General features: G+C 54.6%; 28 protein-coding genes and 5 pseudogenes. 26 read left to right on the top strand and 7 right to left on the bottom strand.

What is annotated here, in order from left to right:
- The coding region (locus ACOI7D_RS26585; RefSeq protein WP_420667996.1) for a hypothetical protein at positions 1–209 on the bottom strand (209 nt) is incomplete at its 3' end.
- A 128-nt stretch (positions 210–337) separates the two neighbouring features.
- Positions 338–451, bottom strand: a complete 114-nt coding sequence (locus ACOI7D_RS26590; protein WP_162180131.1) for a hypothetical protein — start codon at positions 449–451, stop codon at positions 338–340.
- Between the two features lie 739 nt (positions 452–1,190).
- Between ACOI7D_RS26590 and repE the strand changes: the two genes are divergently transcribed.
- Entirely contained in the window at positions 1,191–1,946 is a 756-nt protein-coding gene (repE, locus tag ACOI7D_RS26595) for a replication initiation protein RepE (protein WP_001568031.1), read from the top strand.
- A 542-nt stretch (positions 1,947–2,488) separates the two neighbouring features.
- Here repE and ACOI7D_RS26600 read toward each other — a convergent pair.
- Positions 2,489–2,564: pseudogene (locus ACOI7D_RS26600) on the bottom strand (hypothetical protein); the annotation flags it as partial.
- A 129-nt stretch (positions 2,565–2,693) separates the two neighbouring features.
- Here ACOI7D_RS26600 and ACOI7D_RS26605 point away from each other — a divergent pair.
- Together ACOI7D_RS26605 and ACOI7D_RS26610 are read left to right on the top strand one after the other, a co-directional pair.
- Positions 2,694–3,899: an AAA family ATPase gene (locus ACOI7D_RS26605; RefSeq protein ID WP_011977818.1), complete on the top strand. Its 1,206-nt coding sequence runs from the start codon at positions 2,694–2,696 to the stop codon at positions 3,897–3,899.
- A complete protein-coding gene (locus ACOI7D_RS26610) occupies positions 3,899–4,873 on the top strand; it encodes a ParB family protein (protein ID WP_021312406.1) in 975 nt (324 codons plus the stop codon). Before ACOI7D_RS26605 ends, ACOI7D_RS26610 begins: the two co-directional genes overlap by 1 nt.
- An 81-nt stretch (positions 4,874–4,954) precedes the next feature.
- Here the strand turns inward: ACOI7D_RS26610 and ACOI7D_RS26615 are convergent, their stop codons facing one another.
- Entirely contained in the window at positions 4,955–6,226 is a 1,272-nt protein-coding gene (locus tag ACOI7D_RS26615; protein ID WP_032700856.1) for a Y-family DNA polymerase, read from the bottom strand.
- Entirely contained in the window at positions 6,226–6,657 is a 432-nt protein-coding gene (gene umuD / locus ACOI7D_RS26620) for a translesion error-prone DNA polymerase V autoproteolytic subunit (protein WP_001568036.1), read from the bottom strand. The genes ACOI7D_RS26615 and umuD overlap by 1 nt, the downstream gene beginning before the upstream one ends.
- Positions 6,658–6,888: 231 nt before the next feature.
- On the opposite strand from umuD, the gene parM reads away from it, so the two are divergent.
- From parM to ACOI7D_RS26675, 11 genes and pseudogenes are all read left to right on the top strand, one after another.
- Positions 6,889–7,860, top strand: a complete 972-nt coding sequence (gene parM / locus ACOI7D_RS26625; RefSeq protein WP_032425559.1) for a plasmid segregation protein ParM domain-containing protein — start codon at positions 6,889–6,891, stop codon at positions 7,858–7,860.
- 2 nt (positions 7,861–7,862) lie between these two features.
- Positions 7,863–8,534 carry a plasmid partitioning/stability family protein gene (locus ACOI7D_RS26630; RefSeq protein WP_032700854.1) on the top strand — a complete coding sequence of 224 codons (672 nt, stop codon included), beginning with the start codon at positions 7,863–7,865 and terminating at the stop codon, positions 8,532–8,534.
- A gap of 63 nt (positions 8,535–8,597) precedes the next feature.
- Entirely contained in the window at positions 8,598–8,828 is a 231-nt protein-coding gene (locus ACOI7D_RS26635; protein WP_032700853.1) for a hypothetical protein, read from the top strand.
- Between the two features lie 317 nt (positions 8,829–9,145).
- A pseudogene (locus ACOI7D_RS26640) lies at positions 9,146–9,425 on the top strand (hypothetical protein).
- A 377-nt stretch (positions 9,426–9,802) separates the two neighbouring features.
- Complete coding sequence (locus ACOI7D_RS26645) at positions 9,803–10,483, top strand: DNA methylase (RefSeq protein ID WP_032700852.1); 681 nt, start codon at positions 9,803–9,805, stop codon at positions 10,481–10,483.
- A complete protein-coding gene (locus tag ACOI7D_RS26650) occupies positions 10,483–10,704 on the top strand; it encodes a hypothetical protein (protein WP_032700851.1) in 222 nt (73 codons plus the stop codon). The genes ACOI7D_RS26645 and ACOI7D_RS26650 overlap by 1 nt, the downstream gene beginning before the upstream one ends.
- 11 nt (positions 10,705–10,715) lie before the next feature.
- Positions 10,716–11,135, top strand: coding sequence for a DUF1380 family protein (locus ACOI7D_RS26655; RefSeq protein WP_032700850.1), 420 nt, complete (start codon positions 10,716–10,718; stop codon positions 11,133–11,135).
- A 53-nt stretch (positions 11,136–11,188) separates the two neighbouring features.
- A complete protein-coding gene (locus ACOI7D_RS26660; protein ID WP_032700849.1) occupies positions 11,189–11,974 on the top strand; it encodes a hypothetical protein in 786 nt (261 codons plus the stop codon).
- Positions 11,975–12,375: 401 nt separating this feature from the next.
- On the top strand, positions 12,376–12,804 hold the full coding sequence (locus ACOI7D_RS26665; RefSeq protein ID WP_032700848.1) for an antirestriction protein: 429 nt from the start codon (positions 12,376–12,378) through the stop codon (positions 12,802–12,804).
- A 77-nt stretch (positions 12,805–12,881) separates the two neighbouring features.
- Positions 12,882–13,073 carry a hypothetical protein gene (locus ACOI7D_RS26670; RefSeq protein WP_032700847.1) on the top strand — a complete coding sequence of 64 codons (192 nt, stop codon included), beginning with the start codon at positions 12,882–12,884 and terminating at the stop codon, positions 13,071–13,073.
- Between the two features lie 185 nt (positions 13,074–13,258).
- Positions 13,259–13,504 carry a DNA polymerase III subunit theta gene (locus ACOI7D_RS26675; RefSeq protein WP_074172513.1) on the top strand — a complete coding sequence of 82 codons (246 nt, stop codon included), beginning with the start codon at positions 13,259–13,261 and terminating at the stop codon, positions 13,502–13,504.
- A gap of 110 nt (positions 13,505–13,614) precedes the next feature.
- Here ACOI7D_RS26675 and ACOI7D_RS26680 read toward each other — a convergent pair.
- A pseudogene (locus ACOI7D_RS26680) lies at positions 13,615–13,827 on the bottom strand (hypothetical protein); the annotation flags it as partial.
- A 92-nt stretch (positions 13,828–13,919) separates the two neighbouring features.
- On the opposite strand from ACOI7D_RS26680, the gene ACOI7D_RS26685 reads away from it, so the two are divergent.
- The 4 genes from ACOI7D_RS26685 (at position 13,920) to ACOI7D_RS26700 (ending at position 16,572) form a co-directional block, all read left to right on the top strand.
- Positions 13,920–14,168, top strand: coding sequence for a hypothetical protein (locus ACOI7D_RS26685; protein WP_223306709.1), 249 nt, complete (start codon positions 13,920–13,922; stop codon positions 14,166–14,168).
- Between the two features lie 128 nt (positions 14,169–14,296).
- A complete protein-coding gene (locus ACOI7D_RS26690) occupies positions 14,297–14,527 on the top strand; it encodes a hypothetical protein (protein WP_032700845.1) in 231 nt (76 codons plus the stop codon).
- 125 nt (positions 14,528–14,652) lie between these two features.
- Complete coding sequence (locus ACOI7D_RS26695) at positions 14,653–15,960, top strand: DUF3560 domain-containing protein (RefSeq protein WP_086544384.1); 1,308 nt, start codon at positions 14,653–14,655, stop codon at positions 15,958–15,960.
- Between the two features lie 48 nt (positions 15,961–16,008).
- The gene (locus ACOI7D_RS26700) at positions 16,009–16,572 is read left to right on the top strand and encodes a class I SAM-dependent methyltransferase (RefSeq protein WP_032700843.1); all 564 of its coding nucleotides are present in this window, start codon (positions 16,009–16,011) and stop codon (positions 16,570–16,572) included.
- Positions 16,573–16,845: 273 nt separating this feature from the next.
- Here the strand turns inward: ACOI7D_RS26700 and ACOI7D_RS26705 are convergent.
- Positions 16,846–17,089, bottom strand: a pseudogene (locus tag ACOI7D_RS26705) (hypothetical protein); the annotation flags it as partial.
- A 316-nt stretch (positions 17,090–17,405) separates the two neighbouring features.
- On the opposite strand from ACOI7D_RS26705, the gene ssb reads away from it, so the two are divergent.
- From ssb to ACOI7D_RS26745, 8 genes and pseudogenes are all read left to right on the top strand, one after another.
- Complete coding sequence (ssb, locus tag ACOI7D_RS26710) at positions 17,406–17,954, top strand: single-stranded DNA-binding protein (protein ID WP_032732060.1); 549 nt, start codon at positions 17,406–17,408, stop codon at positions 17,952–17,954.
- Positions 17,955–18,002: 48 nt separating this feature from the next.
- On the top strand, positions 18,003–18,236 hold the full coding sequence (locus tag ACOI7D_RS26715) for a DUF905 domain-containing protein (RefSeq protein WP_009654057.1): 234 nt from the start codon (positions 18,003–18,005) through the stop codon (positions 18,234–18,236).
- Positions 18,237–18,303: 67 nt separating this feature from the next.
- Positions 18,304–20,361 carry a ParB/RepB/Spo0J family partition protein gene (locus ACOI7D_RS26720; protein WP_032744120.1) on the top strand — a complete coding sequence of 686 codons (2,058 nt, stop codon included), beginning with the start codon at positions 18,304–18,306 and terminating at the stop codon, positions 20,359–20,361.
- Positions 20,362–20,404: 43 nt separating this feature from the next.
- A complete protein-coding gene (psiB, locus tag ACOI7D_RS26725; RefSeq protein ID WP_004118968.1) occupies positions 20,405–20,836 on the top strand; it encodes a conjugation system SOS inhibitor PsiB in 432 nt (143 codons plus the stop codon).
- On the top strand, positions 20,833–21,561 hold the full coding sequence (locus ACOI7D_RS26730; protein ID WP_004118966.1) for a plasmid SOS inhibition protein A: 729 nt from the start codon (positions 20,833–20,835) through the stop codon (positions 21,559–21,561). Before psiB ends, ACOI7D_RS26730 begins: the two co-directional genes overlap by 4 nt.
- Positions 21,558–21,756 (top strand): annotated as a pseudogene (locus tag ACOI7D_RS26735) (theronine dehydrogenase); the annotation flags it as partial. The gene ACOI7D_RS26730 and the pseudogene ACOI7D_RS26735, both read left to right, overlap by 4 nt.
- Positions 21,757–21,964: 208 nt before the next feature.
- A complete protein-coding gene (locus tag ACOI7D_RS26740; protein WP_004118963.1) occupies positions 21,965–22,294 on the top strand; it encodes a type II toxin-antitoxin system RelE/ParE family toxin in 330 nt (109 codons plus the stop codon).
- Complete coding sequence (locus tag ACOI7D_RS26745; RefSeq protein ID WP_004118961.1) at positions 22,275–22,556, top strand: helix-turn-helix domain-containing protein; 282 nt, start codon at positions 22,275–22,277, stop codon at positions 22,554–22,556. Before ACOI7D_RS26740 ends, ACOI7D_RS26745 begins: the two co-directional genes overlap by 20 nt.
- The last annotated feature ends 50 nt before the right edge of the window (positions 22,557–22,606 follow it).

Genomic DNA, 22,606 nt, shown 5'->3' on the forward strand with positions numbered 1-22,606 from the left:
TCATAAATCGCATGCTGAAGCATTTTAATACGATCTGACAATGTGTCGGCGTCCGACATATGCCGCCATTCCCCCTCAATAGTGGGTTTCCAACCATCCGGGAGATTGAGCGTGATCAATACCTTTGTATCACGAATAATCACCCCGTCAGTGAAAGGATTAAGACCACTCCTTACGGTATTGTTTATCTGTATATATTCAAGTTTCATCTTGTTTCCTCATGTTGTCCGGATCGCAAGCATAGATATCTGAACTCAAATTGCCTAGCTAAGCGTTTGGATATGCCGCTTTTTACCCCTTATACAGCGAAGCTGGCCAATGGCCAGCCCGCATGGACTTATCGCTTTTGCCAGTATATCAGCATGGCAAGGAACAGGATTGTTGCCCCCTGAGAAGCGGGTGAGGCAGTCAGGAACGTCTCCAGCAATGGCATTATCGTAAATCTCCGCATTATTAATTTAAGGTGTGTCATAGGCCTTGGCCCCGTTTACAGGAAGTAGTGTTCTGTCACGACGGCAGCCAGGGTTAATAAAAACGATTCGAATATGCCTGCAGGGACGATAGAAATCTTCGTGCGGGTTGTCACGTTGGCGGAGTAGGTCAACAATGAAGAGAACAAGCTTTATGCCTTACGTCGCGGAAAATTAAATGTAAGGCGTTGAAAAGTCGCTTACGCAACTCAGTTATGGCGGGTCGGATCTCTCACAACCGGTGGAACTGGACTGTATGTTCTGTATGTCTAAATTCCGGCCACGGATATGAGCGAGCCAGCAGTGCTCGCCGCAGCCGAGCGACAGGGCAAAGCCCCGAGTGAGCGAGGAAGCACCAGGGAACAGAACTCATAAATTCTGCATACGCTCAATGCCTGAAAAATCACCTCCCCTAGGGATTATCCACTTATCCACGGGGATATTTTTATAAGATCTTTTTTAATAGTTGTTAGATCTTTATTTTTAGAATGCTCACAGGCCTTTATCCATGCGGGTTCCAGGGAGGGATCTGTGACAAACCGCCCTTTCAGTGTGACAAATTACCCTCAAATAGCCGTCCTTTCTGTGACAAGTTGCCCTTAACCCTGTGACAAATTGCCCTCAGGAAGTGTTGCTTTTCACAAAGTTATCCATCCCTGTTGACTCTGTTTTATAAAGTGTGACAATCTGAAAACCTGTCACACTTCACATGGACCTGTCATGGCGGAAATAGCGGTTATAAACCATAAAAAACGTAAAAATAGCCCGCGGATTGTCCAGTCAAATGAGCTGACTGAGGCGGCATATAGTCTTTCCAGGGATCAAAAACGTATGCTGTATCTGTTCGTTGATCAGATCAGAAAATCCGACGGCTCCCTGCAAGAACATGATGGCATTTGCGAAATTCACGTTGCTAAATACGCTGAAACATTCGGGCTGACCTCCGCTGAAGCCAGTAAGGATATACGACAGGCTTTAAAAGGTTTTGCAGGTAAGGAAGTGGTTTTCTATCGCCCTGAAGAGGATGCCGGCGATGAAAAAGGGTATGAATCCTTTCCCTGGTTTATCAAACGTGCGCACAGTCCATCCAGAGGGCTTTACAGCGTACATATCAACCCATATCTCATTCCCTTCTTCATCGGGCTACAGAACCGGTTTACGCAGTTCCGGCTAAGTGAAACAAAAGAGATTACCAATCCGTATGCAATGCGTTTATACGAATCCCTGTGTCAGTACCGTAAACCTGATGGCTCAGGTGTCGTGTCTCTGAAAATCGACTGGATCATGGAGCGCTACCAACTACCTCAAAGCTACCAGCGTATGCCGGATTTTCGCCGGCGTTTCCTGCAGGCAAGTGTTGATGAGATCAATAGCCGGACACCAATGCGCCTCTCTTACATCGAGAAAAAGAAAGGCCGCCAGACGACTCATATCGTATTTTCCTTCCGTGATATTACCTCGATGACAACAGAATAGTTTGAGGGTTATCTGTCACAGATTTGAGGGTGGTTCGTCACATTAGATCCGGCAGGTTGAGGGTGATTTGTCACAGTTTTGCTGTTCCATCCCTGGTGGCCTGCGCTTATTCATAGTTTTTTGGCTATAACCGGTAGTGAAACCAAGTTTGAGGGCAATTTGTCACAATACATGAGTGCAGTTTGTCACAGTTAAATGAGTGCAGTTTGTCACAGTTAAATGAGTGCAGTTTGTCACAGTTAAATGAGTGCAGTTTGTCACACTAGGTCTTCCCCTCTTCCCGTTAGTCATGTGACATGAGGGGGCAAGTTCGTCATAATCAATGAGGGCAGATTGTCACACTTGTTGCTCTGATCAGGCTATCCGTGTGTGCCTATACTTGTGGTGTTTCCCGCAGCCCTGGCCGTCCATGAAGTTGACCTGTTTCCCACAGAGGATGGATAACTCTTCTTGTGCTGAGCGTAAGAGCTATCTGCCTGTACAGTTCCTCCCCGCTTCCTCGCCAGTTCGCTCGCTACGCTCGGTTACATGGCTGCGGCGAGCGCTGATACCCTTCTCTATACCCTTTTGTACGAGTTGTTGTGTGATGGTCATAAGTGCGTCTGCGTGTTGCGGCACTGTGATTGAGTGGCACGCCCGTCGAGCTTCTCCCCCCTCCTGTTGAGAGCGAAATCAAAACAATATGATTTTTTGCTTGCAACATGACTCTTTTTGTTCAAAATGACAAAAAACGTCATGAGGTGATAAATGGACAATATTGAGCAGTTACGGAAAGTTGCTACACGTGCAGGTAAGCTTCTGACATCTTTGAGCGAGAGTATCCGCCAGCAAAAAGAGGAATTGAAGCTTACCGAGTTCTATCAGGAATACAGCAAAGCCGCTCTGTATAAGCTGCCTAAGCTCAGTAAAGGCAGTGTTGAGTATGCTGTGGCCGAAATGGAAGCCGGTGGCTACATTTTCAAAAAGAAACCTTCTGGTAATACAATGAAATACGCGATGACGATTCAGAATGTCATCGATCTGTATAACCATCGTAAAGTACCCAAGTACAGGGATCGCTTCGATAAAGCCTTTACGATTTTTGTATGTAATCTTAAAGGTGGTGGTTCCAAGACAGTTTCTACCGCTTCATTATCACATGCTTTTCGAGCTCATCCTCAGCTTCTGTTCGAAGACCTGCGTATTCTGGCCATCGATTTCGATCCGCAGGCATCTCTGACAATGTTCCTGAGCCATGAGAATTCAGTGGGCCTGGTTGAAAATACGGCTGCTCAGGCCATGCTCCAGAACGTGTCTCGTGAAGAATTACTTTCCGATTTTATAGTACCGTCTATTATCCCTGGTGTTGATGTAATCCCCGCTTCCATTGACGATGCATTCCTTGCTGAAGGCTGGAAGGGATTGTGTGAAGAACATCTTCCAGGGAAAAATATTCATGCTGTGCTTAAAGAGAACATTATCGATAAGCTCCAGCATGACTACGACTTTATTTTCCTTGATAGTGGTCCTCACCTTGATGCGTTCCTGAAAAACTGCATTGGGGCGGCAGACCTGATGTTGACCCCTCTTCCACCGGCTACGGTTGATTTTCATTCTTCCCTGAAGTTTGTGGCCAGCCTCCCTGCCCTCATAGATTCCATCGAAATGGATGGGCACACCTGCAATCTCATCGGTAATGTCGGCTTCATGTCCAAGATCCTGAACAAGTCTGATCACAAAATTTGCCATAGTCAGGCCAAAGAGGTTTTCGGTGCCGATATGCTAGACATGGTTCTGCCGAGACTGGATGGTTTCGAACGCTGCGGGGAGACTTTTGACACAGTTATTTCAGCAAATCCAGCAACCTATGATGGAAGTACAGAGGCACTAAAAAGCGCAAAATCAGCAGCGGAAGACTTTGCGAAGGCAGTCTTTGATCGCATCGAGTTCATTCGTACTAACGGAGGTATGTGATGTCGAATGAGAAAAGAAAAACCATCGGCAGACAGTTAAATACTCAGGCGTCAATGGTCGAAATGACGGACACCGGTAGAAGCCAGGTATTTACCTTAAAAACCGGCAGGAAGGTAACGTTCAGGTTTGTTCGGGTGCCTGCATCTGAAGTTGAAAGTAAGACCTTCGTAAACCAGGAAAACAACGGAAGAGATCAACTTGCACTGACCAGGGAGTCCCTGAAATCCATTATCCAGACGATTAAGTTTCAGCAGTTCTTTCCCTGTATTGGTATTAAGCAAAGTGAAAGGATTGAGATACTGGATGGTTCAAGACGGCGAGCCTCAGCAATTTTTGTCCGTACAGGCCTTGATGTAATGGTCACCGAAGAACATTTATCAGCTGATGAAGCTCGCCAACTGGCTAAAGATATCCAGACAGCTAAAGAACATAATCTTCGGGAGATTGGCCTGAGATTGATCGCTCTTAAAGAGTCCGGATTTAATCAAAAGGAAATTGCTGAACTGGAGGGGTTATCTCAGGCTAAAGTTACCAGGGCGCTGCAGGCGGCGGCCGTACCGCAAGACTTGATTTCTCTGTTCCCGGTTCAGTCGGAGCTATCGTTTAGTGACTATAAACTTCTTTTAGAAGTTAATGAAAAACTCAGTGAAAAGGGATTAACGCCTGAAGAACTCATTCAGTCTGTATCAGCTCAGCTCGATGCAATTTTGAGTGATGGCGAACGACCAGAAGACGAACAGAAAGCCAGTATTCTGAAGCTGATTTCTCAGGCATCTCAGGCATTGATAGATCCATCTCCCAAGGAAAAGTCAGTGGTTTCCCCACTCTGGTCTTTTGAAGAAAAGGACAAGTTCGCGCGTAAGCGTGTGAAAGGGCGTACGCTGACTTATGAGTTTAGCCGTATGTCAAAAGTGATTCAGGATGAACTGGACAAGGCTATCAACGAGGTCCTTGACAGAAATTTGAGTCAATAATTTCGCCATGGCGATTTCACATCTAACTTATTGTAATTAGGCAGTTTAGGCTGAGAATTTCAAGGTGAAATCGCCAAAGTTTCACGCCAGTTTCGCTGCAGGAATATCTGACCATCGTGTCGTATAAGCAGGAGAAAGCATCTCCCGTTTCATCTGCCATTCCGGGGCCATACCCCGCCCCGCAAACCATACTTTACCCAGCCCTGAGTTGTTGATCCCGTCCAGAACCCTCATCAGCTCAGCACTGTGAGGGCGTGGCGGGCGTTCGTCGAACAGCTGCAGCTGCGAAACGCCGGAGCCGGTGAAGTCATTCAGCATAACTCCGGCTTTGGCATACCGGTGCCCATCCCTCCAGATACGCTCCAGAGCCGTTGTGGCGGCTGCAATGATGTCCCTGGTGTCCTGAGTGGGTGTAAGAAGTTTTTCCGTAGCCACGTTGCCGTAGTAAGGCTCTTTAACGGCGAACGGAGACGTTTTGATGAAAACCGAAATATGCCGGCAATACTGGTGCTCTTTACGCAGCTTTTCAGAGGCCCGCTCTGCGTGCTGACAGATAGCCTGACGGAGCGACTCGTACTCCGTGATCTTCACGCCAAAACTGCGGCTGCAGACAATTTGCTGTTTCGTCGGAGGGGCTTCCTCAAGCGAAAGGCAGCTTTCCCCGTTCAGTTCCCGTACCGTTCGCTCAAGGACGACAGAAAAATTTTTGCGGATGAAGGCCGGGTTCGTCAGAGCCAGATCGAGCGCGGTCTTTATGCCCAGCACATTTAGCTTGCGTGCAATACGGTTACCAACCCCCCAGATTTCTTCAACCGGCTGCAGTGAAAGCAGTTTCCGCGTTCTCTGCGGATTTCCCCTGGTCAGAGCGAGTACGCCACGAAACTGTTTCCACTCTTTTGAGGCCCACTGGGCTGATTTTGCGAGGGTTTTCGTTGGTCCGGCGCCCACGCCAATGGTCAGGCGGGTACAGTCATACACGTGCTGACGCAGCTGCCGGCCGAAGTCCTCAAGCTCCATACAGTGCTCCACGCCGGTCAGGTCGAGGAACATCTCATCAATTGAATACTGTTCCACCCTAGGGGCCAGTTCCTCCAGGCAGTTCATCACGCGCGCCGACATCGAGGCGTAAAGTTCATAGTTACTTGAAAACGCATATATTTTTTCCGGGTACCTTTCGTTTTTTATCTGAAACCACGGAGTCCCCATTTTGATCCAGGGCTTCGCCTCGGCGCTGCGAGCGATTACGTTCCCGTCGTTGTTGCTCAGGACGACTATTGGCTTTCCTTTCAAATCCGGTCGGAAAACACGTTCACAGCTGGCATAGAAGCTGTTCACATCGGCCAGGGCAAACATCAGTACATCTCTCTCGGGCGGTGGATGATATGCGTGACGACGCCAAAGATATCCAGCTCGTCGGGGTCAGGATAAATCGGCGACCAGGAGGCATTCATGGGCTGCAGCGTCAGTCGTGGCGTCAGCAGAAGCCTTTTCACCGTAAACTCCCCCTGTACGCTGGCGACAACGATATCGCCGTGCCGCGGCTTTTCAGCACTGTCCACAACCAGCAGATCGCCATTGTACAGACTGCCGTCGGCCATGCTGTCTCCGCTGGCACGCAGATAGTAAGTCGCGCTCGGATGCCGTATGCAGTAATCATGGAGATCCAGATCGGACTCGACATAGTCAGCTGCAGGGCTGGGAAAACCGCAGCTGGCCAGATCGGCAAACAATGGATGGGCCTGTGGCGGGAGTTCTTTCCCGGTGCTGAAAAGCTGTAGTTTCATCTTTCCTCCTGATATCTCAAAACACTGGTTATGCATACAGTATATTTGACAGCGTGACGATAATCCAGAACGCCCGCCGCACGAACATTTTGAGTAAATAAAGGTGCTCAAAATGTCATTGTTAATCATTTTGATGTATTTATATTACTCATATTGAGAAATATAACTTTGTTTTTTTCATTTTGCTCTTATAATTAGTATCAAATTGAGTGTAATTAACGGAGCATAATGATGAATATTTACTGCGATGATGGTTCAACTAATGTTAAGCTGGCATGGTTTGAAGGAGATGAGCTTCAGACACGGGTCTCTGCGAACTCCTTCAGGCATGGCTGGAAAGTGGCGGAATTCAGTGCGGCAACGTTCAATTATCAGGTGGGCACGCTGAAATACACCTGGGACAGCGTCAGCCGGGATGCCATCCCGACAACAAACGTGGAATATCAGTACGGTGATCTCAACCTGCTGGCTGTGCATCATGCGCTGCTGAACAGCGGACTGGAGCCGCAACCGGTGAGCCTGACCGTGACGCTGCCCCTGAGTGAATATTACGACGGGGACTGCCAGCGGAACGAGGAGAACATACGACGCAAACGAGAAAACCTGATGCGTGAGCTGGTTCTGAATAAGGGCAGAGCATTTACCGTAACGGACGTGAAGGTGATGCCGGAATCACTGCCGGCGGCGTTCTCCCGTCTCGCGGAGCTGAAGCCCGGACCCGCTGAGACCACCCTGATTATTGATCTCGGCGGAACCACGCTCGATGCCGGCGTGATTGTCGGACAGTTTGATGATATCAGTGCGGTACACGGTAATCCGTCTGTCGGCGTGTCACAGGTCACCCGCGCAGCTGCAGGCGCGCTGCGGGCGGCAGACAGCGAAACCAGCGCGCTTATTGCCGACACGGTCATCCGCAACCGCAATGATCGTCAGTATCTGCAGCGTGTGATCAACGATGCAGGTAAAATTGACGAGGTTCGGAACAAAATAACAGAGGCAATCACCTCCCTGGGTGCGCGAGTCACCAGTGAGCTGACTGCCTTCAGGAACGTTAACCGGGTATTCCTGGTCGGGGGAGGGGCCTCCCTCATAGAAGAAGCTATCCGTCAGGCCTGGCCTCTGGCCCCTGACCGTATCGAGGTTATAGGCGATCCGCAGATGGCGCTGGCCAGGGAGATTGCCCTTTACAATAAAGAGGACTAAACGTGCCGGACGGCCAGTATTCTTTCTATCTGCACAGCGACGATCGCACCGACATCGCGGCGATGGCAACCATCAGCACCATCTCACAGCCCCTGCGCGGTGAGTTCATCCGTACCGCCGCCACCGCCGGGGCGGTGGTATACCAGGTGGATGCCCGTTTACCGGCGCTGATCCCGGTGTTCTTTGCCGGGCAGCTGAGCGCTGCCCGCCTTTGCGCTGTTATGGCCCTGGTCTCCGGAACCTGGTCCTCACTCACAGGACTTCCAGATGAGCCCGAAAATGGTGAGGCTGCTCTGCCCATGTCACCGGAGACGGAATACCAGCGCCGGCGTTACACCCTGACGCTTCAAAATGGCCGGAGTGGGGAACGGGTGGAAAGTGTGCTGACGGAAGCGTCATCCCGTCTGCGTGGGGATCTGCTGAGAAACCTGATTATCACCGGTCTGGCCCTCCACACGACGGCACCGGAACTGCCGCGCCTGTTGACCAGTATGCCGGTACCGCCCACCTCGGTCAGTGAGCTGCAGGCACTGGTTCAGCAGATGGCCGGCACCACTGCCGTGAACAGGGCTGCTGCTGCAGTACCGGATACGCCGGCAACATCTGCCATGCCGGTGTCTGGTTCGGATACCCGGGAAATAAAGAAAAATATGCGGCGTGCATTCGGTGACTAAAAGTACGAGTCACATCCAGTAATATACCGATATCAAATGGTTTTCATCCCCAGGGAGATTCTCATGTCACCAGGATTCAGAAGTGTTCTCCGTTTCGCCCGCATTCCCGTCGACAGCAGTGAACTGGTCCGCAGGAAATTCGGCAGCCGACTGATTGGCATTGTGACGCTGTGTCTGCTTCCGCTTCTGGTTTTTGACGTTCCGCAGTGGGTTTTCATTTTGTCGCAGGTCATCTGGGGGGCAGGCGTCTATATTGGCCTGTCCGTGGCCGGAGACAAGACCCGGCCACGCTGATATCCTTTCCGCTTTGCTTAAAAAAAGAACAGCTGACGCGGCGCCTGTCTTAGTGCTCTTCTCCGCCACCTGCCTCCAGGTTATCCACAGCGTTAAACAGACGTTTTGTGGATAGCGGGTTCCCGACAGTTTCTTCTGCTTTCACCCGTTAACCCGTGCCTCCGCTGCCGCACGCTGCCAGTGTGCCGCGTCCGGTTTGCCACGGGACGGGCGCCTTTACAAATCCTGCCTGGCGTGGTGGCGGTTTGCGCCATGCTGAGGAACGCCCTTCAAGCCGCTTTCGCGGCATAACCTCGCCGTCGAAAAGGGTGCGGCAGATGGTGTATTACCTGGTATCCGCGACTGACCTGGAGCAGGCCGAAGCGGGTGTCCTGGAAATGGGGCGCACCTGGTGGCCATCCCTGAAACGCGAGGATGACCGGCATCGGTAGGAGTATCCCGGTGGTCTGGTTTGACAGCATCATTCTGCTCGAGGACGTGGAGAACAGCACCCTGCGCGGGCTGAAGTTCCTCGATGTGTGGACCGTGACCGGCGCGCCGGATGCCCCGGTACTGCGTGACGAGTGGGGGAATGACTGGCGGGATACCACACGCTGACATGACATCTGCCGGGCAGAGCTCCTGCCCGGTACGTCAGAAAATAATGATGTCGCGTTGCTCCGCATCGATGCCGCGCCTGGCGCGGGGATAGTCACTGCCCGGAGCCAGTGTGCCGCGCCCGGGTGGACACGGGACGGGCGGCTTTTCCGCTCCTGTCCGGCGTCGTTGTGATTTTACGCCATCCACTCGCATTCTGATGATCGCCCTTCAAGCCGCTTTCGCGGCATAGCCTTGCCGTCGGAAAGACTGACGGCTGCGGTATTCCACGGTCAGCTTGACCCGTTACCGGTCGCGGCGTACAGGCTCCGGGCAGCAGGGAACGGACGTCGTACCGACGTCCTCCTGAGTGCCCCCTGTCACCACGAGGTATCCCTATGTCCCGTTTTATCCTGGGTAACTGTATCGATATTATGGGCGGCTTTCCCGATCGCGCCGTCGATTTCATTCTGACCGATCCCCCGTACCTGGTCGGCTTCCGTGACCGTTCCGGCCGCACCCTCGCCGGCGACAAAACTGACGAATGGCTTCAGCCTGCCTGCAATCAGATGTACCGCGTACTCAAAAAGGACGCGCTGATGGTCAGTTTTTATGGCTGGAACCGCGTCGATCGTTTTATGGCCGCGTGGAAAAGTGCCGGGTTCAGCGTGGTCGGGCATCTGGTGTTCACCAAAACTTACGCGTCCAAATCCGCCTATGTCGGCTACCGCCATGAATGCGCCTATGTCCTGGCAAAAGGCCGTCCGCCTCTGCCGCAGGACCCGCTGCCGGACGTGCTGGGCTGGAAATACAGCGGCAACCGCCACCATCCGACCGAAAAGCCAGTGACCAGTCTTCAGCCGCTGATCGAGAGCTTCACACACCCGAACGCCATTGTTCTCGACCCGTTTGCCGGCTCTGGTTCCACCTGTGTGGCTGCCCTCCAGGCTGGGCGCCGTTACATCGGTATTGAACTGATGGAGCAGTACCACAACGCCGGAATCGCCCGCCTGTCAGCTGTCCAGCGCGCCATGCAGCGCCCGGCCGCCAACGACGTCTTTTATCCGGAGGCCGCGTAATGAACTATGCCGGACACGAAAAGCTGCGCGCAGAGGTGGCGGGACTGGCCAACAACATGTGTGACCTGCGGGCAACGCTGAACAACATGGAGCACCGCTACCGCTTTGATTCCGATGTGCTGGCCGAACGCCTGACCCGCCAGACGCTTTTTCGCATCAATGCCCTGTTTATGGCGGCGTACAACGACATTCTTGAGCTGGATGCCTGCTTTAAGGACTAAGGAGAAAAACCATGTACGGAACCTGTGAAACCCTCTGCCGGTTGCTGAGTGAGCTCTATCCCGCAGAAACCCCGCTGAACCTGATTGTCTGGTCCCCGGAGGATATCGAAGCGCTGGCCGGTGGGATGGAATGTGTCGTATCTGAACAGGACATAAAGGCGGTGCTGGAGCGCATGGACGCCATACCGGAAGACCAGCGGCTTGAGTCGGGTGTGTCTGCCGGTGCGGTGATGGACCTGATCGATGAGGTAAAAGAGGCCGTTCCGGGAGTCCTGGTGCCGGCTGACCTGCTCGAAACCCTGCTCATCACCACGGAACAGGCGTTGTGGGGCAGGGAATGGGCCGCCCGGGACGGTAACTATCCTGTGCCGGAAAGCGTTACTCACCGCCTTGCTGATGCAGCAAAAGTGCGTGCATTACTGAAAAACTGACATCCACACGCCGCCCGGGCGGCGTGTCATTACCCTGTTTCGAGGAAGATACCATGCAGGAAACCACCACCTTAAACGCCCTTGTGATGCGCCGTGCACGTGATCTGCTGGCTGATTACGGATGGCCGGTCCATACCGATGTTGGCCAGCGTGATCCGGTAAATAAACCGGGATGGATAAGTATTTATGTCCGTCTGGACGCGGCCGCTATTGTTCACCTGCTTCCTTTGCTTTGTACCGGTGGAGTACCCGCAGCGCTGCAAACTGCCATGACAAAAATAGCCGGGACGCCAGCGCAGATTATTTTATCCGGCAGCCGCTATGCCGACGCGCCGCAACTGCCGGAGGACGGAACACAGATAACCTTTCCCTGGGCCGGGGAATGGCTGACAGAGCCTGAAATTCAGGCTGTGACGGATTGCCTGTTTCGTGCCGTGCGGGATATTTCCCGGCAGGTCCGGGAGGATGCGCGCCGGATTGAGGCCGCGCTGACCACGCGCGGGGAAACGCTGTTTTACCGCCAGACACGAAATTTCCGTCTGGTTGTGAAGGAAAGTGATATGCCCTGCTGGCTGGACGAAGAGGACGACAATGTACCGGTGGTACTGGATGCCCTCCTGAACAAAGGCGCGCGCTACAGTGCCGTTGAGTACTTTGTTATCAGCGACAAAGTGGATCAGATCCTGGCATGTGGGCAGATATGTGATGTGTTACGGATACCGGGAGAGCCTGCGCGCCGGTGGATGGATTTATCCCTGTTACATGAGGTCATGGCAGAAGCGCGCGCAGAAATCACCTTTGTCCGCAGTGCCCTTTCAACAATCCGGTCAGTGTCGTGAACCGCCGGGGGTTGCGGCCCCCGGGAGCATCCTGGAAGGATAAGGCTGTCGCCGGCTCCGCTTTTCCTCGGCCCCGTCCCTGCGTGACGTTGCCTGAGAGCTTTCCACTCTGTCAGTGCTGTGCGTGTGCGGGCTGTGCCGTGCCTCCATCGTAGCCGGGCGGCCGGGAATGCAAGGGTGCGCTTCGCCGCTGCGGTCACCCGGTCCTTCCTTCCCGTCTGCCGGGATTTTCCGGTCGTTCGCCCGCTCAGGATTCACGGACTCACCCTGCAACTCCCGGCTGCCGTGTGCGTCAGGCTGCGGCTTCCCTTGCGCCCCTGCATTCCCGACTGATCGCCCGCCTGTTATGGAGGCACGGCACCGCCCGGTGTCGCAGTCCATGTGATGACGGAGGTTTTACCATGCAGTATGTGACAACGCGCCCTGTCCTGAATGTTGAAGAGTCCGATCGGCTTTCTTTCCTGCCGTACATGTTCGGCACGGATTTCATGATCGCAGAATTACAGGTGTATGCCCTGGCGAAAAAATGGATGCCTGAAGTTGACGGCGGTTTCTGGCACTTCATCCGCTTACCAGAAGGGGGTGGCTACATGATGCCTGATTGCGGGCGGGTTCATCTGGTGAACGGTGAAAACTGGTTCGATCGTACCGTCAGTGCCGACGCGGCGGGCATTATTCTGACCAGCCTGGCAGTTAACCGTCGTCTGGCGTCCTGGCATGACTGCGGTAACCCGGCCCTGACCCACCTTTACATGCTGCGTGATGCCCAGATCTGGGATCACATTACCTTTCACCCGGAATGCAACGCCATTTACGCCGCGCTGGACTGATTAACGACCCGGACGGCATGTATCCAGTAACGGAATCATACACGGCGGGGAAATCCCGCCGGTTAAGGAGAATACCGATGAATATTGCAACAGAAACCCGTGAAATACTCCGACAGTACAAAGCCCTGATTAATGCCCGCCGCCGTGATGCCGGTCAGCGGGAACTGACAACCGCACAGGTCATGGATGAAATCTGCGAGTACATGACCTGTCAGTGTGCCGTGTATCTCGCCGGTCATTTCATCTTACAGGGTGGAAAAGGACGGTAAGCACGATGGCAGGCGCAGGAGGAGAGGGCGCCTGTCTGCCCGCGCGCAAAACCCTGGCAGGCTGTGCCTGCCGGAGAGGCGTTTCGCCGCGCCTGCGGCGCCGCACACGCTCTCTCCGTTACTGGTCGATAAGATCGACGAAAGGGGATACTCTCTCCTGAGTTGTTTCTTAACCGGTAATGCCGATGTCAAAGTGGAATATCGCCTCTTTCTCAAAAGAAGAACAGGACAAAGTCTCCGTCGATAAAGCGGCCGCTGCCGTCGCATGGCAGGAGCGTATGAACAAGCCTGTTGTGCCCGAACTCGCGGAGCGTGAACAGCCTGGGCATCTCCGTGAGTATTTCCGGGAAAGATTGCGTATTCACAGACTGAACAGTCAGCAGCTGCCGCGCGCAAATGCTCCTGAATATCAGAAGACAGAAGAAAGTTAAGGAGAGTGGGCCAGTGGTTGCTTTCCTGAATTCAGCCTGGCACAGCATTGTGCTGTACAGAAAAGGAAAAAATTTCCGTTCCTGACGTTCCTTTTTCACGACGGGCGTCCAGGCGGGCTGTCGTGAACGGAGCCAGCCTGGCTGTCTCCGCCCTGCCGGGCTTCCATCCCATGACGCAACGTCAACGGCAGGCTTACAGCCTCCGTTCCGGAGGCGCCGCCCTGTCGCGCCGTGCCCTGCGCTCCCTGCACCCCGGCCAGTGACCGCCGGGCTGTAAGGGGCACCGCCGTTTCGCGTGCCGCGCTCCGACGCTGCGGCGGGTCCCCGCTCTGTTCCGCTCCTGGTGCATCACCCGTTTAAGCCCCTTTCGCCTGGGCTGAGACAAGCACAACCCGCCTGGCTGTCCAGGGCCGGCGTGGCCTTTCGCAATAAATTTTCCCCGGCCATTCCGCAGGCTCCATTAGACCGGAAAAAATTTCCCGCTCACCCCGGACATCTGCACCGGGCCGTGCTCGTTGACGCCCTTGCGGCGAAGGTTCTCAAACGGGTGAAGTTTATACCATCGGGAATATCGCAGCCGGTTCCCGCAAACGTCAAAACCGCGGCTCCTGAAACTCAACGGGTGATGTTCTTTAAAAATCAGGAAAAAAACGATGCTGATTAAAGGAGGCAGAAGAAGCAGACAACGAACCGCAGAAATGAAAAAAGCAGGGTAGCCCCTGCTTAATCCACGCCGTAAAAATCGCTCGAACGGTTCTACGGCTTCATTAACTACCAGAAGGAGTTAACGTAATGATCGTTACTATTGTTTCACCTTCCGCAGAGGCTGTAAAGCCCCGCCGTCATCCGCGCATTTTCCGCGCCGATATTCCCGCGCCGGAGATTGACCCCGCGTTAAAGGCTTTTGGCCGCCATATCGCCAGAAGTCACCGCAAGGGGCGCGGCGTTCATATCCCCGCGATGAAAAACGCCGCTTTTGGGCAGGTGCTCCGCACGCTCGAACTGAAACGCGCATTTAACTGATGAGGTGAGCCGCCCCGCGAGGGGCGGCAACCGCAGGAAGGAGAAAAGTTATGACTCAGGCTTTTGCACAGACACTCAGTGCTGACACTATCCCGCAGACCGGCGCTGAAGAGGAGATCGGCCAGATGTATCGGGGGACCTATTCCCCGGATGATAACAAGTTGCGGCTTTATGCCTCGCTCCGTCTCGATGAAGAGACGTATAAAAAAGTGCATGATGCGGGGTTCCGGTGGGCGCCGAAACAGGGACTGTTTGTGGCGCCAGCCTGGACACCGGGCCGCGAGGATGTGTTACTGTCTCTCGCCGGTGATATCGGGGACGAAGACAGCACACTCTTTGACCGTCAGGAGCAACGCGCGGAACGCTTTAACGACTACAGCGACAAACGCGCCGGTGAATCTGAGCGGGAGCTTGCGCATGTGGACGCGCTGGCGTCGGCTATCCCCTTCGGTCAGCCGATCCTGGTTGGCCATCACAGCGAACGCCGCGCGCGCCGGGATGCGCAGAAGATTGAAAACGGTATGAAACGCGCGGTGATGCTGTTCGAACGCGCAGAATACTGGGAAGAGCGCGCGCAGGCCTCTTTACGGCACGCGAAGTACAAAGAGCGTCCGGATGTGCGTTACCGTCGTATCAAAAAAATTGAGGCGGAATTACGCAAGGCAGAAAAGCACATTGCCCGGTCTGAAAAGTATCTGACGATGTGGCGCGCGCAGACTCTTGATCTGAAAATGGCGTTACTGGTCAGTAATTATGACCATATTTATGCCAGCTTCACGCTAGACAAATACCCCCGCCCGGCAGAGAAAAGCCAGTATGAGGGCTCGATGTCTCTCCATTCTGCCCTGTCTGAGGACATCATTACTTTTGAACAGGCGCGGGATATTGCGATCCGCTGCCATGAACGCACAATCCGCCATCAGCAACGCTGGGTTCATCATTATCGCAACCGTCTGAGCTATGAGCGCGCCATGCTGGATGAAAGCGGCGGTGTGGTCACCCGGACACAGGAATTTGAGCCTGGCGGGCAGGTGCTGAGCCGGGGCGAGTGGTTAACCATCATCCGCATCAACAAAAGCAATGGTCAGGTTAGTTCGGTGGAAACTCCCTGTTACCGTTTTCTGGGCTACGGCGGCACCATGAAACTGACCCCGGACCGCATCACTGACTATAAAGCTCCCTCAGCCGAAGAGGTCAGCACCGCGAAACAGGCCGCAAAACGTCCCCCGATCGTCAACTATCCGGGGGAGGGATCCCGGGAGATGACCAAAGCCGAATGGGCCAGAATGCCGGGGGACTATAAGGCTGTCCGGGGTGTGGCCGAAACTGAGACGCACGGCGCGTACCGCTTTCGCCGCTGCATGACGCACGGCTGTACGCTGGTGAATGTCTATATCACTGACATGAAAACCGTTGAAATTCCGAAAAAATGACAGGCAGACTCCCCGGCAGGTTGCCGGGGAGATCAGGGAGGTTGACTTATGCACAGAGAACTCAGGGCGCGTATTCAGACGATGCGGGCCAGGCTGGATGACCGGATGCCTGTGACAGAAATCCGGGCCAGTTCACAGCTGTTTGTCTCGCCCGATCCGCTCTGTCGTCGGCTGGTCAGTCTGGCGGAGGTGGTGGACTCTGATCATGTTCTGGAGCCCAGCGCCGGAACGGGCGCCATTCTACGGGCGGTCAGGGAAGGCGCGCCACGGGCACAGTGTGACGCCGTGGAGCTGAACGCGGATTTGGTCTGCCATCTCCGGGATCATTTCCCGGGCGTCAGCGTCTGGCTGGGTGATTTTCTGGAATACCGGCCGGAAAAGCACTACAGCAAAATTATCATGAATCCACCGTTTAACCATGCGCAGGATATCCGGCATATACAGCGGGCAGTGACGCTGCTGGCACCCGGCGGCGTGGTCACTGCGGTCTGTCTGAACGGGCCGCGACAACAATCCATACTGAAGCCGCTTGCTGATGTCTGGGAGCCATTGCCGCGAGGCACATTCACGTATACCGACGTTTCAACTGTTCTGCTCAGGATAGCTGCCTGAAAGCCGGTTAGCCCGGCGGGGGAGTGTGCCCCCGTCTGGCCGCGCCGGAAAAGGCCGCACGCCTGCGGCGCAGGAGGACCGGGCCGCGCTGACGCGCCGCCGGCTCTCCCTCTCCGCGTTCATCCTGTCCCTCTCTTCCTTCTGGTATTCTGGTTTACTGTTGTTCCTTTTTTCTTGTTCCGGATGAGCCGCTGATGGAGCGTGGTCATCCATCTGTTTCTGCCGGCTTTTCTTTTTGCTCTTCGTTTATTTCAGGTCCTGCAGTGGGCGTCCGGGCGGGCTGTCGTGAACGGAGCCAGCCAGGCTGTCTCCGCCCTGTCGGGCTTCCATCCCATGACGCAACGTCAACGGCAGGCTTGCAGCCTCCGTTCCGGAGGCGCCGCCCTGTCGCGCCGTGCCCTGCGCTCCCTGCACCCCGGCCAGTGACCGCCGGGCTGTAAGGGGCACCGCCGTTTCGCGTGCCGCGCCCCGACGTTGCGGCGGGTCCCTGCTCATTTCCTCTCCTGTGCCTTTTCACCGTTTAAGTCCCTTTCGCCGGGGCTGAGACAAGCACAACCCGCCTGGCTGTCCAGGGCCGGCGTGGCCTTTCGCAATAAATTTTTTCCGGCCATTTCGCTTCTCTCCATTAGACCGGAAAAAATTTCCCGCTCACCCCGGACAGCTGCACCGGGCCGTGCTCGTTGACGCCCTTGCGGCGAAGGTTCTCAAACGGGTGAAGGTCATACCTCCGGGAACAAAACAGCAGGTTCCCGCAAACGTCAAAACCGCGGCTTCCGGTAACTCAACGGATGATGGGGTTTTAAAAGCAAAACAACGGAGTAAGGAGAGTCATCATGGCAGCACGAGGCATCAATAAAGTCATTCTGGTTGGTCATCTGGGGCAGGACCCGGACGTGCGTTATATACCCAACGGGAGCGCGGTGGCCAACCTGACGCTGGCCACATCGGAAACATGGCGTGACAAACAGAGCGGGGAACTGCGCGAAAACACCGAATGGCACCGTGTGGTCATGTTCGGCAAGCTCGCGGAAGTGGCGGGGGAATACTTGCGTAAAGGCGCTCAGGTCTACATCGAGGGCCAGCTGCGCACCCGCAACTGGCAGGATGAGGCCGGAATCACACGCTATGTCACCGAGGTGCTGGTCGGGCAGAACGGCACGATGCAGATGCTGGGTGGGCGTCGTGAGGGCAGTTCGTCAGAGAGCGCCGTACCTCATCAGCCCGCACAGCCGCAGACTCCGGTACAACCTGCTGAACCCCCTGTGGCATCCCCGAAAGCGAAGGGCGGTAAAAAAGGCCGTCAGAGTGCCGCGCCGTCCCAGCAACCCCCGCAGCCGTCCCCGGATGATTACCCGCCGATGGATGACGATGCCCCGTTCTGATAACCCGTTTCAGGCCGGCCCTGCCCAGGTGGGGCCGAAAGGAGAGAGATGAGTATTTACGATAACGGTCCGTTACCGGATGACACCTTCACCAGAGCACAGGCTGAAGCGGTGGCGGCACAGTTTGAAAATGTCGCCATTGAAGACGATCAGGGTTCGCATTTTCGCCTGGTCGTTCGTCAGAACGGCGAAATGGTGTGGCGCGCATGGAATTTTGAAGCGGATGCCGGGAAATGGCTCAACCGTTATATCGAACGTTATGGCATCCGTAACACGCAATAAGCAGTAAGAGGTGCCGGACAGGGGGGCTGTCCGGCAGACAGTCATCAATATCAGAGAGGTATCAATTATGTCTGCAACAGAGTCTAAGGTAAAAACTGCACCAAAAACCAGCAAAAAATCGGTGAAACCTGCCGAAGCCGCCGCCCTGAAAGCGGCTCTCGATGCCGCGCCGATTGAGTATGTCCCGGTGACGGCACTGGTAAAATCTCCCCTGAACGTCAGGACCATCCCTTATCCGGTGGAGAAAGTACGCTCAATGGCAGACTCCATTGAAGCGCTTGGCCTGTTGCAGAATCTGGTCGTTCATTCTCTTCATGACGGGCAGTGTGGTGTGGCTGCAGGTGGTCGTCGCCTGAAAGCTCTGCAGCTCCTGCAGAGTGAAAACCGTATCGATGCCGGATATCAGGTGATGGTGAAAAAGGTACCTGATGAACTGGCTGTTGCGGCATCAATGGCAGAAAACGAACAGCAGATGGCAATGCATCCGTCTGAACAGATCGCCGGGTTCCGCACGCTGGCAGCACAGGGGAAAACCCCCGCGCAGATTGGTGACTTGCTGGGGTTCGGTACCCGTCATGTTCAGCGTATGTTGAAGCTGACCGAACTGGCTCCCGACATTCTGGAGGCGCTGGCGAAGGATGAAATCACCACCGAACACTGCCAGTCACTGGCGCTCGAAAGCGATCAGAAACGCCAGGTGGAAGTGCTGGAATCCGCCCGCAAACGGTCCTGGAATAATGAAGTATCAGTGTCCTCGATCCGTAACCTCATTACCTCAGAAGAGGTCTCCACAAACGGCGACAAATTCCGCTTTGTGGGAGAGGCCGCATTCAGTCCGGAAGAAATCCGGGTTGATCTCTTCAGCAGCGAAAACGGCGGCTATGTCAAAAGTGCTTCTCTCGATACCGCCCTGCTGGAAAAACTGCAGAGTATCGCGGAACACCTTCGCGAAGCAGAAGGCTGGTCATGGTGCGATGGCCGCCTTGAACCGATTTCTCACTACGGGAAGGATACTAAAATCTGGCGTCTGCATGCTGTCCCGCCTGTGGCATATACCGAAGCCGAATCGGAACGACTTGCCTTCCTTGCACAACGCGAAGAAGAACTCGAAGTACAAAATACCGGGGATGACGGGGAGCGTGTTGCAGGTGAACTCAATGAGGTCTGGCATGAACAGCAGACCATTGAGTTTCGCGCTGAACACCGGACATGGCCCGATGAAATGAAGCAATCCGCCGGAGTGGTGGTTTCCTGGACTGGTCAGGAGGTGAAAGTACAGCGCGGTGTGGTGCTGTGCGCCGATGAAAAAATAAAGGAGAAGGATGCATCCACCGATCAGGCTCCTGAAAAAGTCGATCCGCTGGACGCCGTCGGTGTCCCGTTGCTGACCCGCCTTTCTTCTGAACGCACACTGGCGGTTCAGGCGGCCCTGTTGCAGCAGCCGCAGAAAGCCATCGCGCTGATGGTCTGGAAACTGTGTAATTCGGTTTTCCATACCACGACGTCCGTCAAAGAGCCGTTCTGCATTAGCGTGAGTGTGTCGCATTACGCGCTGACCCGTGAAGCACCTGACGGTGAAAACAGCGTTGCGTTTCAGGCAATCCAGGCTGAAAAAGAACGCCTTGAAGCCCTGCTGCCGGAAAACTGGCGAAAGGATATGACCACCTTCTTTACGCTCGATGGCGCAACCCTGATGGCGTTGATGGCTTTCTGCACCGCCTGTTCTATTGATGGTGTACAGGGCAAGGATGAGTTTGGTCGTAAACACCAGAGTTCGCTGGATGGGGTGGAAAACGCCATCCAGTTTGACCTTCGCGACTGGTGGAAACCGACGGCTGATAACCTTTTCTCGCACATGAAGCAGCCACACATTGTACAGGCACTCTCTCAGGCCGGACTGACTGGCGCAGCACAGGACGCCGCGAAAATGAAGAAAAAGGATGCCTCTGAACATGCAGAGCACTTCCTGTCAAAAACCCGGTGGGTTCCGGAATGGATGACCAGTGCCGACAACCAGAAACAGCCTGCCGCAAAGTCTGAACTCAGTCTGGCAACGAGTCAGAGCGATACAGACGCTGATGTCGACCACGTCACCGACCATAACAACCCGGCCTGCGCCGCCTGATAACGGAGACGCCGCCCTGGGGGGCGGCGGTAAGGAGAAACCTATGCACACGATCATTACCACCGATGTCCTGAAAACCATGTTCGCCGGAGAGCTGGAAGACTACCGCGCCGCCGGTGAAGATTTTCGCCGTGAACTCACCCATGCCGTGATGCGGGATCTGTCCTGTCCGGAGAGCTGGGACGTCAACGGAGAGTACAAAAGTGAATTCGGCGGATTCTTTCCGGTACAGATCCGTTTTTCCCCCTCTCACGGTCATTTTGATGTGGCGGTCTGCAGTCCGGGAGAGCTGAGTACGCGCTGGATGGTCGTTTTTGTGACCCGTGGCGGCCAGCCGTTCTCCGTTGTTCGTAGCATGGAAACATTTAACCCGGAGTTGATCTCCCACACGCTGGCACTGATAGCGTGTCTCGATACTGACGGCTATTCCTTTGCCAGTATCATCAGCACCCTGGCTCAGGAGGGCGAACTGTGATCCCCTCATCCCATGCCATTGTGACCCTGAAACCTGCACGCCAGGCTGCTTTGCAGGCCATCATGTTCGTGGAAGACGCCCGGTTTCGGGGCGCTCGTTTGCCCTCGATGCCCCATGTCCGCACGTTCCTGCGCATGCTGACCGGTTGCAGTCGAATTAACAGCGCCGTCGCCCGGAGTATTCCCGGCCTGCACCGTGATCCGAAAGACCGGCTGAATAATCTGAAGCAGGTGGAAGAGGCACTGGATACGCTGATTGCCAGTCAGGGGGAATGCTGCCCGCTGCCGCTGACAACCGATGTTCAGGCTGAACTTTTTCCGGAAGTGATTCACACCCGAACCGATCGGCGGATGCAGCGTGAAAATATTGCGTTCACCCGGAGAGTTCGGCGTGAAGGCAAAGAGATAGCACATACCTGGTTGCTGCGACAGAACCTGCTGGGGCAGGCTATCACGGAGCTTAACTTTCAGTCACCGGAGACCGTTAACACCTGGTACCGCCAGTGGGCTGACGAGTTTGACGCGCGGGATCTGGAGCCTGCCTTCTGGAACTGGCGATCGCGGTTTGCCTCGCTGGTCTCCCTGGACTGGCTGCGGGATGCCGGGGAGCCGCTGTATGGTGTCATGCATGAAATCAGCTTCATTGTGAGAGAGACACCGGAGTCTGTGCGTCAGGCAGAACGCTGGCAGGTCCCGAACAAGCTGACACACCGGAGCCGCGGATGAAGTGGCGCTATTCCCCGCGCTGGAAACTGGACCGGACCGCATAAACTGGTCTCCGACGTCGTGGAAGCCGGGAAACCTGCTCCCTAATCGATCATGTCGCGCTGGGTGGCGGGCGCAGGATATGCGGTGTGCGTGGGTTTTCTCTTTGGGAGGCAGAGCGTGCCGCTTAGATTGGTGCCCGGACAAAGGCAAGCAGAACAAATCCACCCCTGGATTATCGAAATACTGGCCTTGTCCGGGCAATCCATCGTAGCCATTTGAAAAGCCACAGGCACGTAAAAATTCTTTCAGTCCGTGATAATGACCAGGCCGCTAAGATAACTGCCAGAAAATTAGCTTATAGGTTAACTTTACTTTGATTAAAATTAGCCTGTAGGTTAATATACAGGAAACGGGAGGTCACATGTTTAGCGTCGTTTATCATCCGGATGCCAGGGAAGAAGCCACAGCATTACCCGTAAAAATCAGGGTGAAGTTTGACCGTCTCATCGGCAAACTGGAATATGATGCCCGGTTGCTGCGGGAACCAGACACCAGGCCTCTGGGCGATGGACTTTTCGAGATCCGCACGATGGGGACGGACATCGCCAGGGGCATATGGGTATACCACAAAGGCAATACCATCATTATGCTGCGGGTTTTCATCAAAAAGTCACAGAAAACGCCAGCGAAAGAAATCGATCTCGCCAAAAAGCGTTTAGCGGAGGTACTCAATGAAACTGGTAAGCCATAAAGAACTGCATAGCGAGTGGATGCAGGACGATGAATATCGCGCTGCATGGCAGGAAGAAGAACGCAAGGAGAAGCTCAGAGAGCTGCTGGCAGAATGGCGTAAGCATGACAACCTGACAAAAGCGCAGGTTGCTGAACGCATGGGGGTTACACCTCCGGTTATTTCCCGCCTGGAAAACAACATCACCAAAGCCAGCATTGACACGCTGACCCGATACGCTCATGCCTGCGGTATCAAGAAGCCTGTCATTGCACTGTACTGAGCAACCGGCCGGGGCTGGCCTTTTGTTTCTGTCAGCCCCAGCATTTTGTC

The organism is Klebsiella sp. C360 (genome assembly GCF_048822415.1).
Taxonomy (GTDB): domain Bacteria; phylum Pseudomonadota; class Gammaproteobacteria; order Enterobacterales; family Enterobacteriaceae; genus Klebsiella; species Klebsiella quasipneumoniae.